Genomic DNA, 14,107 nt, shown 5'->3' with positions numbered 1-14,107 from the left:
ATATCACGGATCATGTCAGTCATCGGGCTCTCCTTTACTCGTTATGTTTTCACTTTGTTCCATGTATGTTCTATTGTCAACAGGAATCTTTTCCTTCTTTCTTGTGTTTGAAAAATGCCGGGATGCGCACCTTCGAATCGCTGGGAGCCAGTACCCGATGATATGGGCGGCAGCTGTCCCTTCTGGCCTGCCACAGATCGGTCATGGCGCCTAGACGGCCAGCCTCCTCGAGGCGACCCGTTTATTTCAAATCTTTGTTCCTCTTTTGTTCTTTACACCTCGCAGCATATTTGCCAGCATCCAGCCAAGAAGAGGAGAACGAGATGTTCGATATTCCGATGCTGAACGAATTCGTCGTGGAGGCGAAGGCTGCGACCTATGTCGGCGGCGGCGTGGCGCGCGTACCCTGCCGGCCGAGCTCCCACGATATCGGTTACGAACGCGGCGACTGGCGCTATCTCGACAGCTATTTCGGCGGCACCGATTTCGCTGGACAGGAGGTGGTGTGGCTTGCCGACGAGCCCATCTGGGCGATGAATTATTTCGGCTGCGTCATCGCGCCGAAGCTCATCGACGGCACAGTAGCCGGGACGGTGATCAAGGCTGCACTTTCGGCGATGTATCGAGAGGGCCGATTTCTTGGCGGAATGGAATTCGACCATCCGTTCGGCCGCTATCTCGATCGCAACGAAGGCGGCTGCGAGCGGTTCAGCGGCCACGAATGCATCATGGTCGGCGGCCAGAAGGCCTATGCGCTTGATTATCGCGGCGGGCTGATCGTGCCCTGATCACAGCCTTAAAGCGCATCGCGTCAATCTGGATTCATGCGATGCACATTAAGTCTCTGATTTATGCATGTCGTTATCCCAAAACCACTGCAGGCTTTTGGGCGACATGCATCAGAAATCGACGATCTTGCCGTCGGAGATCGTCACGCGCCGGTCCATGCGGCGGGCGAGCTCGTGATTATGGGTGGCGATGAGGGCAGCAAGGCCGGACTGGCGCACCAACGCTTCCAGCGCATCGAAGACGTAGCTTGCCGTTTCGGGATCGAGATTGCCGGTCGGCTCGTCGGCAAGAAGAAGAGTCGGCGCATTGGCGACGGCACGGGCAATCGCAACACGCTGCTGCTCGCCGCCGGAAAGCTCGCCCGGGCGATGCGAGCCACGATGGCCGATGCGCATATAATCGAGAAGCTGGCCGGCCCGCTCTCCGGCTTCCTTCCAGGACAGCCCGGCGATCAGCTGCGGCATCATGATATTTTCGAGCGCCGAGAATTCCGGCAGCAGGTGATGGAACTGGTAGACGAAGCCGATTTCACTGCGGCGGATCGCAGTGCGTTTCTCGTCGCTCAGGCCGTCACAGGCATGGCCGTTGATGTTAACTTCACCGCCGTCCGGATGCTCCAGCAGGCCGGCGATATGCAGCAGCGTCGATTTGCCGGTGCCGGAGGGCGCGACAAGAGCGACGATCTCGCCCTTCGACATCGAAAAATCCGCGCCCTTCAGGATCGGGAGCAGCGTATGGCCCTGCCCGTATTGGCGCTCGACGCCGGTAAGCTTGAGAACGACGTTGCGATTCATGAAGGCGGCATTCCTTATTCGTAGCGCAGGGCCTGCACCGGATCGAGCCTGGAGGCACGCCAGGCCGGGAAAATGGTCGCGATGAAGGAGAGCGTCAGCGCCATGACGACGATCGAGATCGTTTCGCTGAGATCCATCTCGGCCGGCAGCTGGCTGAGGAAATAGACCTGTGGATTGAAGAGCACGGTGCCTGAGATCCAGGAGAAGAACTGGCGGATGGATTCGATGTTGACGCAGACGAGGACGCCGAGCAGAACACCGGCAATGGTACCCACGATGCCGATCGCCGCCCCGGTCATGAAGAAGATGCGCATGATCGCACCGGCGCTGGCGCCCATGGTGCGCAGGATGGCGATATCGCTGCCCTTATCCTTCACCAGCATGATGAGGCCGGAGATGATGTTCAGAGCCGCCACGAGCACGATCAGCGTCAGGATCATGAACATGACGTTGCGCTCGACCTGCAGCGCCGAGAAGAAGGTCTGGTTGCGCTGGCGCCAGTCGGTGATGGCGATCTGGCGGCCGGCTGCCTCCTCCACCTTGGGCCTTAGATTGTCAATATCGTCGGGGTTGTCGACGAAGAGCTCGATCGACTGCACCAGTCCCTCGGCATTGAAAAAGAGCTGCGCTTCCTCGAGCGGCATGAAGATGATCGAGGAGTCATATTCCGACATGCCGATCTCGAAGAGCCCTGAGATCTTGTAGGACTTGATGCGCGGATTGACGCCCATCGGCGTGATGTCGCCTTCCGGCGAGGTCAGCGTGATGAGGTCGCCGACGCGCAGACCGAGCTGGTCGGCCATGCGGGTGCCGATCAGCACGCCTTCGCCGGAGGCATAACCCACCATGTCGCCTGATTTGATGTTGTCGGAGATCGTCTTGAGCTTGGTCAGGTCCTCGGCGCGCGCGCCACGCACCAGCGCACCGGTGCTGCCGCCGGCCTGGGCGGAGGCGAGCACCTGGCCTTCCACCAGGGGTAGCGCCATCTTGATGCCGGGTACGGCGGCGAGCTTGCCGCTGAGGACAGGATAATCGGTGAAGGGGCCGTCGACCGGCTGGACGATCATGTGGCCGTTGATGCCGAGAATACGCGAGACGAGTTCGGTGCGGAAGCCGTTCATCACGGCCATGACGATGATCAGCGTCGCAACACCCAGCATGATGCCGACGAAGGAGAAGCCGGCGATGACTGAAATGAAGGCCTCCTTGCGGCGGGCGCGCAGATAACGCCACGCCACGAGGCGTTCAAAGGTGGAAAATGGCTTGCCAGCCGGACCCAAGCCGGATTTTGAACTCCGGTCCACTGCTGCCTCTGCCATTTCGCCTCCGTTTCCTAAGCCACAAACCGATTGATCGCCGCTTCGATGGTCATCGTTTCGCGGGCGCCGGTCTTGCGGTCTTTCACCTCAACTTCGCCGTTTGCGACCGCGCGCGGGCCGGCGATGATCTGGACAGGCACACCGATCAAGTCGGCGGTCGCGAATTTGGTGCCGGCCCGGTCGTCGGTATCGTCGTAGAGCACATCCTTGCCGGCCTTGGTCAGCGCGGCATAGATCAGCTCGCAGGTATCGTCGCAGGCCTGATCGCCCGCCTTCATGTTGATCACAACGATATCGAAGGGCGCGACCGATGCCGGCCAGATGATTCCGTTATCATCATGCGATGCTTCGATGATGGCGGGAACAAGGCGTGTCGGGCCGATACCGTAGGAACCCATGTGAACGAAGTGTTCCTTGCCATCAGGTCCCTGCACTTTCGCGCCCATCGGCTCGGAATATTTCGTGCCGAAATAGAAGATATGGCCGACCTCGATGCCGCGTGCCGACAGGCGGTCGCCTTCGGGAACGGCGTTGAAGGCCGCCTCGTCGTGCATTTCCGAGGTCGCCGCATAGAGCGAGGTCCACTTGTCGAAGATCGCCTGCAAACCCTCGACACTGTCGAAATCGGTATGTTCACCAGGAATATCGAAATCGACGAAATCCTTATGGCAGAAGACCTCGGATTCGCCCGTGTCGGCGAGGATGATGAATTCATGGCTGAGCTTGCCGCCGATCGGGCCGGTGTCGGCGCGCATCGGTATGGCGCGCAGGCCGAGCCGGTCGAAGGTTCTGAGATAGGCGGCGAACATCTTGTTATAGGAATGCTCCGCCCCTTCGCGCGTCAGATCGAAGGAATAGGCATCCTTCATCATGAATTCGCGCGAGCGCATGGTGCCGAAGCGCGGACGGATCTCGTCACGGAACTTCAGCTGGATATGATAGAGATTAAGCGGCAGGTCCTTGTAGGACTTGATGGAGGAGCGGAAAATATCCGTCACCATCTCTTCGTTGGTGGGGCCGTAGAGCATCGGCCGATCCTGACGGTCCTTGATGCGCAGCATCTCCTTGCCGTAGGCGTCATAGCGGCCGCTTTCCTGCCAGAGCTCGGCCGATTGCAGGGTCGGCATCGAAAGCTCGATGGCGCCGGCACGGTTCTGCTCCTCGCGGATAATGGCGTTGACCTTGTCCAACACGCGTTTGCCCAGCGGCAACCAGGAATAGATGCCCTGTGACTGCTGGCGGATCATGCCGGCGCGCAGCATCAGCCGGTGCGAGACGATTTCCGCCTCCTTGGGATTTTCCTTGAGGATGGGCATGAAATAACGGGACAGACGCATGGCGGATTCCGGAGCAGTTGAGATCCCGCGGCAGGCGGAATCGAAGGCGAGTGTTGATGTGGGAGCGTTCATAGCCGCTTCGCGGCAGGAAGGAAACCCGCAACGGATGTCGGCAACCTCCCGGAAGCGCATGTTCGCACCCGCAAAATGGAAGGGCGTGAAAAAGCGCGTGTTTATAAGGACTTGAACGAAAATCTTGTCAACAGAAAAATTTTGCTAGAGTGTAGCAAAAATGCAAAAAAAGCTGATGACAAAGCCCAATGTTTGAGCTAGTTTTAGCTCACAAAACAGGCAGGGAGTTAAATTCTTGCCGAATTCGCGGTCAAGTCTTGGGAGGATCAGATCTTAGGCGCGCTCGTCGCAGCCCCGGCAACGGTTACAGATCACGCGATACTTAAAACAAGGCTTTTAGCCTTGTTTTTTTTTGGCATTTCGGCCTCGCCCCATCCAAAAGTCCCGCCGACTTCCGTAACGGGATGATCCTCATTCCGTTACGCGAGCTCTTTGCCGCAACAGCATGACGCTGGTATGACGAAGTTCGCTTTCATTAAGCTTGCATCTGCTCAAAGTTTGAGCAAAAGCCACAGTTCAATAGAAGCTGGGGCCGAGTTGCGGCAGTGCGTCGAAGCCCCAGCCGAAATAGGTGTCGCAGACATACCATAGGCCGTAGATCAGAGCCGAAATCAGCGTCGTCAGTGAAAACACGAAAGCAGCGCGAAACCGGGTGGGCGCGCTCGGAACGGTGCCGAGCACCACGTCGTTGTCGTCCGCCTGGGTGCGCAGGCCGATCGGCAGGACGGCAAAAAGCGTCATCCACCAGATGATGAAGTAGACGGCAAATCCCTGAAGAAAGATCTGGAGCATTATGGTTCCCGTTGATGCCGCGCTGATATCGCGTCCTTATACGGCGGAATGGCGACCAACTCAAAGCAGGCGAAGCGTTTAACCGCCTTCTGGTCACTCTGCCGCAGCAGGGCTATCACTCTGCCGCAGGCTCAGGCCTGTTCGAGTTCGATCAGCGTGCCGAAGAAATCCTTGGGATGCAGAAAGAGCACCGGATTGCCATGCGCGCCGGTTTTCGGCTGGCCGTCGCCGAGCACCCTGGCACCCGCCTCTACCAGTCGGTCACGGGCGAGAAGAATATCGTCCACCTCGTAGCAGATGTGGTGCATGCCGCCGGATGGGTTCTTTTCGAGGAAGGCTGCGATCGGCGAAGTATCGCCGAGCGGCTGCAGCAATTCGACCTTGGTGTTCGGCAATTCGACGAAAACGACGGTGACGCCATGCTCCGGCAGAGCCTGCGGCTGCGATACGGCAGCACCCAGCCTATCGCGATAGGCCGCCGTCGCCGCGGCCAGGTCGGGCACGGCGATGGCGATATGGTTGACCCGGCCGAGCATGGTCAGACCCTGGTGACGAAGGCGGTGACGACGGGCTTCTTGCCCCAGGCCTGGTTCGCAGCAGAGCGAATGGCGCGGCGCACGGCCTCCTGCAGCATATCGATATCCTTGCGACGGGCGCGCGGAATGCTCTCGATGGCGCTGATCGCGGCGTCGAAGAGGGTGTCCTCCATCTCCTCGCCCTCGTCGTCATATACCGGCAGGCCGATCGAAACGAGATCGGGATCGCCGACGATGTCATAGCGGGCGTCGAGCACGACGTTAACAGCGACATGGCCGACATAGGAGAGCTTCTTGCGCTCGCCGATACCCATCTCGTCGAAATCGCCGATCAGCGTGCCGTCCTTATAGATGCGGCCATGCGGCGCCTCGCCGATCACCTCGACGGGACCGGGCGCCAGCCGCAGGATATCGCCGTTGCGCACGCGCGGCACCACGGCGATGCCGGATTGCTCGGCAAGTTCCTTGTGCGCCGTCAGATGCGTCGCCTCGCCGTGCACCGGCACGACGATCTTCGGCCGCGTCCATTCGTACATCCTCTGCAACTCGTTGCGGCGCGGATGGCCTGAAACGTGGACCAGCGCCTCGGTATCGGTGATGATGTGCACACCTTGCTCGACGAGGCCGTTCTTGATGTCCTGGATCGCCTTCTCGTTGCCGGGAATGGCGCGCGAGGAAAAGACGACGATATCGCCTGCCGCAAACGCCACATTGCGCATCTCGTCGCGGGAGAGCTTGGCAAGTGCTGCCCGCGCCTCGCCCTGGCTGCCGGTCAGGATGACGACCACCTTGTCGCGCGGGATATAGCCGTATTCGTCCTCGGAGATGAAGGGCTTCACGCCTTCCATCAGGCCGATGTCCTGGGCGACGTTGACGACGCGCTTCAGCGAACTGCCGAGCAGCAGCACTTCACGGCCTGCCGCCTCGGCAGCCTCGGCAACGGTACGGATGCGCCCGACATTCGACGAGAAGGTGGTGATCGCCACCCGGCCCTCGGCATTCTCGATGATCTTACGCAGGCTTTCGGACACATCCTTCTCGGAGGGCGAAACACCGTCGCGCAGCGCATTGGTGGAATCGCACATCAGCGCCAGCACGCCCTCGTCGCCGAGCTGGCGGAAACGTGTCTCATCGGTCAGGGGGCCGAGCGAAGGCTCGTGGTCGATCTTCCAGTCGCCGGTATGGATGACATTGCCGACCGGCGTGCGGATCATCAGCGACATCGGCTCGGGGATCGAATGGTTGACGGCCACACCTTCGATGCTGAAGGGGCCGACATTGATCGTATCGCCTGCCTTGAACGGCGTCACCGGCACTTCGCCGATCGTCGCCTTCTCGAAATTGCGCTTGGCTTCGAGCAGGCCTGATGTAAAGCCAGAGGCATAGACCGGCACGTTGAGGCCGGGCCAGAGGTCGGCGAGCGCACCATAATGGTCTTCATGCGCATGGGTGATGATGATCGCCTTGAGGTTCTTTCGTTCGCTGGCGAGGAAGCGGATATCGGGCAAAACGAGGTCGACACCCGGCAGGTCGGGCCCCGGAAAAGTGACGCCACAATCGACCATGATCCACTGGCGATGCTCGGGCGGGCCGTAGCCATAGAGAGCGAGATTCATGCCTATCTCGCCAACGCCGCCCAGAGGCAGGAATACCAGTTCGTCCTGTTTCGCCATAATTTTCGTTTGTTCCGCTATCCAAAAAACACATCACCGGCAGCAATGGGCATTATCCTGCCAGCGCCGGTATCGAGCATCAACAAGCCATTATCATCAATTCCCGCGAATTGTCCGGAAATCGATCTGTCCGGCAAATTCACCGTAATCTTTTCGCCGATGCCGCAGGCGATCGCGCGCCAGAGCGCCGTGATCTCGCCGATGCCGCGGCCCTGGTCCCATATTTCAAGCACTTCCGCCGTGGCGGCGAAGAGGTGCGCGAAGAGTTCCTCCGGCGAAGCCGCGCTTCCCTGCTGGCGCAGGCAGGTGACCGGGTAAAGCGGATTGTCCGGCATCACAGAGATATTGACGCCAATGCCGACGATCAGCGCGTAACGTCCGTCCGGCAGCCCTTCACCTTCGACGAGAATGCCGCAGGTCTTCTTTCGACCGATGAGGATATCGTTCGGCCATTTGACTTCGAGCGGTTCGGCACCTGGCGGCAGCACCCGGCGGATCGCCTGATGCACTGCAACGGCGATCGCCAGCGGCAGGGAGCCCAGGCGTTCCATCGGGGCCGGGTCGATCAAAAGAAGAGAAGCGTAGAGATTGCCGCGCTCGGAAACCCAGAGCCTGCCGCGGCGGCCGCGGCCGCCCGTCTGCCTCTCGGCGGTCACCCAGAGATTGCCGCCATCGCCCGCCCGAGCCCGGGCGAGACATTCGCTGTTGGTGGACGATGTTTCCGACAGAGCCTCGTGCCTGAAATCGCCGAGCGATATCCGGCGCCGCCCGTCGGAAGCCATCAAAAGAGCGTCGCAGCGGCAAGCTCTGCCGCACCGCCGATCGGGCCGCCGATGAGGACATAGGCGGTGACGAAAAGGCCGGAGAGACCGAAGACCAAACGCAACGTTCCGGAGACACGGGCGAATTCGCCGGTCGCCTCATCGAACCACATCAGCTTGATGACACGCAGATAGTAGTAAGCGCCGACGACAGAGGCGAGAACGCCGATGATGGCGAGCGCATAGAGCTTGGCCTCGATGGCGGCAACGAAGACGAAGTACTTCGCGAAGAAGCCGGCGAGCGGCGGGATGCCGGCGAGCGAGAACATCAGCGCCGTCAGCACCACGGCCATGAACGGGTTCGTTGTGGAGAGGCCGGCGAGATCGTTGACCTCCTCGACGACGGTGCCGTCCTTGCGGCGCATCGACATGATGATCGCAAAGCTGCCGAGCGTCATGACCATGTAGATGACCATGTACAGCATGACGCCGGTGACGCCGGTCTGGTTGCCGGCGGCAAGGCCGACCAGCGCATAACCCATATGACCGATCGAGGAATAGGCCATCAGCCGCTTGATATTCTTCTGGCCGATCGCCGCAAACGAGCCGAGCAGCATCGAGGCGATCGAGATGAAGACGACGACCTGCTGCCAGTCCGCCAGAACCGGCTGGAAGGCAGTGATGACAATGCGGGTCATCATCGCCATGGCGGCGACCTTGGGTGCTGCGGCAAGGAAGGCGGTGACCGGCGTCGGCGCGCCTTCATAAACGTCCGGCGTCCACATGTGGAAGGGAACGGCCGAGATCTTGAAGGCGATGCCGGCGAGGATGAAGACCAGGCCGAAGATGAGGCCGAGCGAGCGCGCACCCTCGACGGACAGCGCCTGGGCGATCTCGGAGAAGTGGGTGTGGCCGGTGAAGCCATAGACCAGCGACATGCCGTAGAGCAGCATGCCGGAGGAAAGCGCGCCGAGGACGAAGTATTTCAGGCCGGCTTCGGTCGACTTCAGGCTGTCGCGGTTGATCGCGGCGACGACATAAAGCGCCAGCGACTGCAGTTCCAGCGCGAGATAGAGCGAGATCAGGTCGTTGGCCGAGATCATCAGCAGGATGCCGAGGGTCGCAAGCACCAGGAGAACCGGGAACTCGAACTTGTCGAGCTGATTTTCGCGGGCGTGGCCGATCGACATGAACATGGCGACCAGCGAACCGATGAGCGCCACCAGCTTCATGAAGCGCGAGAAGCCGTCGGCCATGTAGACGCCGCCATAGGCAAGGCCTTCTGCGGGCACGAAGAGCAGCCACAGGCCGGAGGCCAGGAGCAGGACAATGGCCAAGCCGGTGACGACAAGGCCCGACCGCTCGCCTGAGAAGACGCCGACCATCAACAGGACAAGGGCGCCGACCGCGAGGATGAGCTCCGGCGCGGAAAGATGCAGACTGAGGAGAATTGTTTCAGCGGTCATGTCCAATAAGTCCCGTCATCATTTCATAGACAGCGCAACATTCTGCGCTGCGTGCACGGCGGCCGTGTAGTTGTTGACCAGCAGATCCACCGAGGCGGCCGTCGCATCGAAGACCGGAGCCGGATAAACGCCGAAGAAGATGGTCAGCGCGACCAGCGGGTAGAGGATCAACTGTTCGCGTCTGGAAAGATCGAGCAGCGCCTTCAGCTTCTCCTTCTCCAGCGCGCCGAAGATCACCCGGCGATAAAGCCAAAGCGCGTAGGCGGCCGAGAGAATGACCCCAGAGGCGGCAAAGAGCGCTACCCAAGTGTTGACCCGGAAGACGCCGATCAGTGTCAGGAATTCACCGATGAAGCCCGACGTGCCGGGAAGCCCGACATTGGCCATGGTGAAGACCATCATCGCCACGGCATATTTCGGCATGTTGTTGACGAGGCCGCCATAGGCGTTGATCTCGCGGGTGTGGGTACGGTCGTAGACGACGCCGACGCAGAGGAAGAGCGCGCCGGAGACGATGCCGTGCGAGAGCATCTGGAAGATCGAGCCCTGGACGCCCTGCATGTTGGCGGCAAAGATGCCCATGGTCACGTAGCCCATGTGCGCCACGGAGGAATAGGCGATGAGCTTCTTGATATCGTCCTGCATCATCGCCACCAGAGAGGTATAGATGATGGCGATAACGGACATGGCGAAGACGAGCGGCGCGAAATAATCGGACGCCACCGGGAACATGCCGAGCGAGAAGCGGATGAGACCGTAGCCGCCGAGTTTCAGCAGCACGCCGGCCAGGATCACCGAACCTGCCGTCGGCGCCTGAACGTGGGCATCGGGAAGCCAGGTATGGACCGGCCACATCGGCATCTTCACCGCGAAGGAGGCGAAGAAGGCAAGCCATAACCAGGTTTGCAGCGCCGGCGGGAACTTGTAGGCAAGCAGCGCGGTGATATCGGTCGTGCCGGCCTGCCAGTACATCGCCATGATGGCGAGCAGCATCAGCACCGAGCCGAGCAGCGTATAGAGGAAGAACTTGTAGCTCGCATAGACGCGGTCCTTGCCGCCCCAGACGCCGATGATCAGGAACATCGGAATGAGGCCCGCCTCGAAGAAGACGTAGAAGAGCACGATATCGAGCGAGACGAAGACGCCGATCATCATCGTTTCGAGGATGAGGAAGGCGATCATATATTCCTTCAGGCGCTTCTCGATCGAGAGCCAGCTCGCCAGCACGCAGAAGGGCATGAGGAAGGTCGACAGGATGACAAACAGCATCGAGATGCCGTCGACGCCGACGTGGTAGCCAATGCCGGTACCGAGCCAGTCATGCTTTTCGAGCATCTGGAAGCCCGGATTGGCATTGTCGAAGCCGGTCCAGATGAAAAGCGAGACGACGAAAGTGAAGACGGTGGTGATCAGCGAGATCCACAGCACGTTCTTCCGGCCGGTTTCGCTCTCGCCGTTCATCAATAGCAGGAGCACCACGCCGACGAGCGGCAGGAAGGTGACCGTTGAAAGAATAGGCCAATCGGTCATCAGAAGGAACTCCCGAGCATCATCCAGGTAACGAGCGCCGCAATGCCGATCAGCATGGCGAAGGCGTAGTGATAGAGGTAACCGGTCTGCAGGCGAACCACGCGATCGGTGACGGCGACGACGCGGGCAGCGACGCCGTTCGGGCCGTAGGTGTCGATGACGCCGACATCACCTTTCTTCCACAGGAAGCGGCCGAGCGCCTTGGCGGTGCGGACGAAGAGGAAGTCGTAGAGTTCGTCGAAATACCACTTGTTCAGCAGGAACTGGTAGAGCACGCGGTGCTGCTGCGCCAGGATACGTGGCGTCTGCGGCGAGCGGATATACATGTACCAGGCGGTGACGAAGCCGAGGATCATAGCGATGAAGGGGCTCAAACCGACGAGCGCCGGAACATGGTGGAACTCTTCGACCAGTTCGTTCTCGGCGCCGGTGAAGAGCGCACCCTTCCAGAACTCGGCATATTCCTCGCCGTAGAAGCGACCTTCGAAGATCACGCCAGCAAGCACAGCGCCGATCGCCAGGAGATAGAGCGGCACCAGCATGACCTGCGGCGACTCGTGGACGTGGTGCATCACCTCGTGCGAGGCGCGTGGCTTGCCGAAGAAGGTCATGAAGATCAGGCGCCAGGAATAAAAGCTGGTGAACAGAGCCGCAATGACCAGCAGCGAGAAGGCGAAGCCGGCGACCGGCGAATGCGATGCATAGGTCGCCTCGATGATCACGTCCTTGGAGAAGAAGCCGGCCAAACCGATCGGCGTGAAGGGAATGCCAAAACCGGTGATCGCCAGCGTGCCGATGATCATCAGCACGGCAGTAACTTTAATATGCGGCCACAGGCCGCCCATGTAGCGCATGTCCTGCTCGCCATCGACGGCATGGATGACCGAGCCGGCGCAGAGGAAGAGCAGCGCCTTGAAAAAAGCGTGGGTGAAGAGATGGAAGATCGCTGCGCCATAGGCCCCGGCTCCGAGTGCCACGAACATGTAGCCGAGCTGCGAGCAGGTGGAATAGGCGATGACACGCTTGATGTCGTTTTGCACGAGAGCGACTGTTGCCGCGAAGAAGGCGGTGATGGCGCCGATCACGGTGACGACAACCAGCGCATCCGGCGACAGTTCGAAGAGCGGCGACATGCGGGCGACGAGGAAGACGCCGGCGGTGACCATGGTGGCGGCATGGATCAGAGCCGAGACCGGGGTCGGGCCTTCCATGGCGTCCGGCAGCCAGGTGTGCAGCAGGAACTGCGCCGACTTGCCCATCGCGCCCATGAAGAGCAGCAGGCAGATGCCGGTCAGCGCATGCGCCTTATCGAGCTGCATACCGAAGAGATTGAGGAACACCTCGCCCGCTTCGCCGCCGCCTTCATGCGGAGCGAAGTTCGATGCATTGGCGAAGATCGTGTCGAGGTTGATCGAGCCGAACAGCACGAAGACGCCGGCAATGCCGAGCACGAAGCCGAAGTCTCCGACGCGGTTGACGATGAAGGCTTTCATCGCCGCGGCCGTCGCCGACGGCTTCTTGAACCAGAAGCCGATCAGCAGATAGGAGGCGAGACCGACGCCTTCCCAGCCGAAGAACATCTGGGCAAGGTTGTCGGCAGTCACCAGCATCAGCATGGCGAAGGTGAAGAGCGAGAGATAGGCGAAGAAGCGCGGGCGATGCGGATCCGTATGCATGTAGCCGATCGAATAGACATGCACCAGCGTCGAGACAGTGTTGACGACGATCAGCATCACTGACGTCAGCGTATCCACACGCAGCGACCAGGAGACGTCGATGCCGCCGGACTGGATCCAGCGCAGCACCTCGACCTTGATCGGGCCACCTTCGGCATGGCCCATGCCGACGGTGAAGAAGACGACCCAGGACAGGATGGCGGCGATGATCATCAGGCCGCTGGTGACATATTCGGAAGCCTTGGCGCCGATGGCGCGGCCGAAAAGGCCGGCGACGATCGCACCGATCAAGGGAAGAAAGACGATAGCCTTATAGAGGAACATGAGCCACTCAGCCCTTCATCATATTGACGTCTTCGACCGCGATCGAGCCGCGGTTGCGGTAGAAGACAACGAGAATTGCAAGACCGATCGCCGCTTCGGCAGCCGCGACCGTCAGGATGAACAGCGCGAAGACCTGCCCGACGATGTCGTTCAGGAAGGAGGAGAAGGCGACCATGTTGATGTTGACGGCGAGCAGGATCAGTTCGATCGACATCAGGATGACGATGACGTTCTTCCGGTTCAGGAAGATGCCGAAGACGCCGAGCGTGAAGAGGATGGCGCTGACCGTCAGGTAGTGGGAAAGTCCGATGACCATGTTCTTTGTTCCTTGACCTGCCTTTAGACGCCCTGCCCGGGCTTGACCGAAACCACCTCGACGGCGGTGGCGGGCGTGCGGGCAACCTGCCTGGGAATATTCTGCCGCTTGATGTTGGTGCGATGCCTCAACGTCAGCACGATCGCGCCGATCATGGCGACCAGCAGCACCAGACCGGCGATCTGGAAGAAATAGACGTAGTTGGTGTAGAGCACGTCGCCGAGAGCGGCGGTATTGGTGCGCTCGCTCAGCGCCGGGATCGGCATGGCGACTGATTTGGCGATCTCCGGCGAGATGACGCTGCCACCGATGACGACGATCAGTTCGGCTGCGAGGATCACCCCGATCAGCCCGCCGATCGGCGCATATTCGAGAACGCCGGCCCTCAGTTCGGTGAAGTCGATATCGAGCATCATCACCACGAAGAGGAAGAGCACGGCGACGGCGCCGACATAGACGACAAGCAGGATCATCGCCAGGAATTCGGCACCGAGCAGCAGGAAGAGGCCAGCCGCATTGAAGAACACCAGGATCAGGAAGAGAACCGAGTGAACCGGGTTCTTCGCCCAGATGACCATGAACGCCGACGCCACCGCGACAAAGGCGAAAAGATAGAAAAATAGAGCCTGCAGACCCATGTTGGTGCCTTTTTCATCTTCCCCCGGGCAGCCGGGAGTTTTTCTGCCCGATAGAACTTTGCGCGGCTGACCGGCAAAACTCCT

Annotated in this window: 13 protein-coding genes; 1 reads left to right on the top strand and 12 read right to left on the bottom strand. The window is 60.3% G+C overall.

Features of this window, described 5'->3' with window-relative positions; all coding sequences use genetic code 11:
* The first annotated feature begins 323 nt into the window (after nt 1-323).
* Nucleotides 324-788 carry a DUF5680 domain-containing protein gene (locus AB8B31_RS07365; protein ID WP_018241608.1) on the top strand — a complete coding sequence of 155 codons (465 nt, stop codon included), beginning with the start codon at nt 324-326 and terminating at the stop codon, nt 786-788.
* A 111-nt stretch (nt 789-899) separates the two neighbouring features.
* On the opposite strand, the gene AB8B31_RS07360 is transcribed toward AB8B31_RS07365, so the two are convergent.
* The 12 genes from AB8B31_RS07360 to AB8B31_RS07305 all read right to left on the bottom strand — a co-directional run bounded on the left by AB8B31_RS07360 (nt 900) and on the right by AB8B31_RS07305 (nt 14,023).
* Nucleotides 900-1,583, bottom strand: coding sequence for an ABC transporter ATP-binding protein (locus AB8B31_RS07360; protein ID WP_018241607.1), 684 nt, complete (start codon nt 1,581-1,583; stop codon nt 900-902).
* A gap of 14 nt (nt 1,584-1,597) precedes the next feature.
* The gene (locus tag AB8B31_RS07355) at nt 1,598-2,902 is read right to left on the bottom strand and encodes a lipoprotein-releasing ABC transporter permease subunit (protein ID WP_018241606.1); all 1,305 of its coding nucleotides are present in this window, start codon (nt 2,900-2,902) and stop codon (nt 1,598-1,600) included.
* Between the two features lie 14 nt (nt 2,903-2,916).
* Nucleotides 2,917-4,239, bottom strand: coding sequence for a proline--tRNA ligase (gene proS / locus AB8B31_RS07350; RefSeq protein ID WP_018241605.1), 1,323 nt, complete (start codon nt 4,237-4,239; stop codon nt 2,917-2,919).
* A 588-nt stretch (nt 4,240-4,827) separates the two neighbouring features.
* Entirely contained in the window at nt 4,828-5,103 is a 276-nt protein-coding gene (locus AB8B31_RS07345) for a DUF1467 family protein (RefSeq protein WP_018241603.1), read from the bottom strand.
* Between the two features lie 131 nt (nt 5,104-5,234).
* Nucleotides 5,235-5,639, bottom strand: a complete 405-nt coding sequence (gene mce, locus AB8B31_RS07340; RefSeq protein ID WP_018241602.1) for a methylmalonyl-CoA epimerase — start codon at nt 5,637-5,639, stop codon at nt 5,235-5,237.
* 2 nt (nt 5,640-5,641) lie between these two features.
* On the bottom strand, nt 5,642-7,312 hold the full coding sequence (locus tag AB8B31_RS07335; protein ID WP_018241601.1) for a ribonuclease J: 1,671 nt from the start codon (nt 7,310-7,312) through the stop codon (nt 5,642-5,644).
* 17 nt (nt 7,313-7,329) lie between these two features.
* A complete protein-coding gene (locus tag AB8B31_RS07330; RefSeq protein ID WP_131703088.1) occupies nt 7,330-8,094 on the bottom strand; it encodes a biotin--[acetyl-CoA-carboxylase] ligase in 765 nt (254 codons plus the stop codon).
* The gene (nuoN, locus tag AB8B31_RS07325; protein ID WP_018241599.1) at nt 8,094-9,539 is read right to left on the bottom strand and encodes an NADH-quinone oxidoreductase subunit NuoN; all 1,446 of its coding nucleotides are present in this window, start codon (nt 9,537-9,539) and stop codon (nt 8,094-8,096) included. The genes AB8B31_RS07330 and nuoN overlap by 1 nt, the downstream gene beginning before the upstream one ends.
* An 18-nt stretch (nt 9,540-9,557) precedes the next feature.
* Nucleotides 9,558-11,069: an NADH-quinone oxidoreductase subunit M gene (locus AB8B31_RS07320; protein WP_047622591.1), complete on the bottom strand. Its 1,512-nt coding sequence runs from the start codon at nt 11,067-11,069 to the stop codon at nt 9,558-9,560.
* Nucleotides 11,069-13,069 carry an NADH-quinone oxidoreductase subunit L gene (gene nuoL / locus AB8B31_RS07315; RefSeq protein ID WP_047622590.1) on the bottom strand — a complete coding sequence of 667 codons (2,001 nt, stop codon included), beginning with the start codon at nt 13,067-13,069 and terminating at the stop codon, nt 11,069-11,071. Before nuoL ends, AB8B31_RS07320 begins: the two co-directional genes overlap by 1 nt.
* Before the next feature lie 7 nt (nt 13,070-13,076).
* Nucleotides 13,077-13,385 (bottom strand): NADH-quinone oxidoreductase subunit NuoK, encoded by a 309-nt coding sequence (gene nuoK, locus AB8B31_RS07310; RefSeq protein WP_003547388.1) that lies wholly within the window; start codon nt 13,383-13,385, stop codon nt 13,077-13,079.
* A 23-nt stretch (nt 13,386-13,408) separates the two neighbouring features.
* Entirely contained in the window at nt 13,409-14,023 is a 615-nt protein-coding gene (locus AB8B31_RS07305) for an NADH-quinone oxidoreductase subunit J (RefSeq protein ID WP_003547387.1), read from the bottom strand.
* Between the last annotated feature and the right edge of the window lie 84 nt (nt 14,024-14,107).

The organism is Rhizobium sp. 62_C5_N11_2, assembly GCF_051811185.1.
GTDB lineage: Bacteria > Pseudomonadota > Alphaproteobacteria > Rhizobiales > Rhizobiaceae > Rhizobium > Rhizobium leguminosarum.
Note: the sequence above shows the minus strand (reverse complement) of the source record. Positions and strands in the feature narration are given on the sequence as shown.

Bases quoted from the DNA above. Each gene is read 5' to 3' on its own strand.
- AB8B31_RS07345 (WP_018241603.1), bottom strand. From the start codon at position 5,103: ATGCTCCAGATCTTTCTTCAGGGATTTGCCGTCTACTTCATCATCTGG.
- nuoK (WP_003547388.1), bottom strand. From the start codon at position 13,385: ATGGTCATCGGACTTTCCCACTACCTGACGGTCAGCGCCATCCTCTTC.
- proS (WP_018241605.1), bottom strand. From the start codon at position 4,239: ATGCGTCTGTCCCGTTATTTCATGCCCATCCTCAAGGAAAATCCCAAG.
- nuoN (WP_018241599.1), bottom strand. From the start codon at position 9,539: ATGACCGCTGAAACAATTCTCCTCAGTCTGCATCTTTCCGCGCCGGAG.
- nuoL (WP_047622590.1), bottom strand. From the start codon at position 13,069: ATGTTCCTCTATAAGGCTATCGTCTTTCTTCCCTTGATCGGTGCGATC.
- AB8B31_RS07330 (WP_131703088.1), bottom strand. From the start codon at position 8,094: ATGGCTTCCGACGGGCGGCGCCGGATATCGCTCGGCGATTTCAGGCAC.
- AB8B31_RS07320 (WP_047622591.1), bottom strand. From the start codon at position 11,069: ATGACCGATTGGCCTATTCTTTCAACGGTCACCTTCCTGCCGCTCGTC.
- AB8B31_RS07335 (WP_018241601.1), bottom strand. From the start codon at position 7,312: ATGGCGAAACAGGACGAACTGGTATTCCTGCCTCTGGGCGGCGTTGGC.
- AB8B31_RS07360 (WP_018241607.1), bottom strand. From the start codon at position 1,583: ATGAATCGCAACGTCGTTCTCAAGCTTACCGGCGTCGAGCGCCAATAC.
- AB8B31_RS07355 (WP_018241606.1), bottom strand. From the start codon at position 2,902: ATGGCAGAGGCAGCAGTGGACCGGAGTTCAAAATCCGGCTTGGGTCCG.
- mce (WP_018241602.1), bottom strand. From the start codon at position 5,639: ATGCTCGGCCGGGTCAACCATATCGCCATCGCCGTGCCCGACCTGGCC.
- AB8B31_RS07365 (WP_018241608.1), top strand. From the start codon at position 324: ATGTTCGATATTCCGATGCTGAACGAATTCGTCGTGGAGGCGAAGGCT.
- AB8B31_RS07305 (WP_003547387.1), bottom strand. From the start codon at position 14,023: ATGGGTCTGCAGGCTCTATTTTTCTATCTTTTCGCCTTTGTCGCGGTG.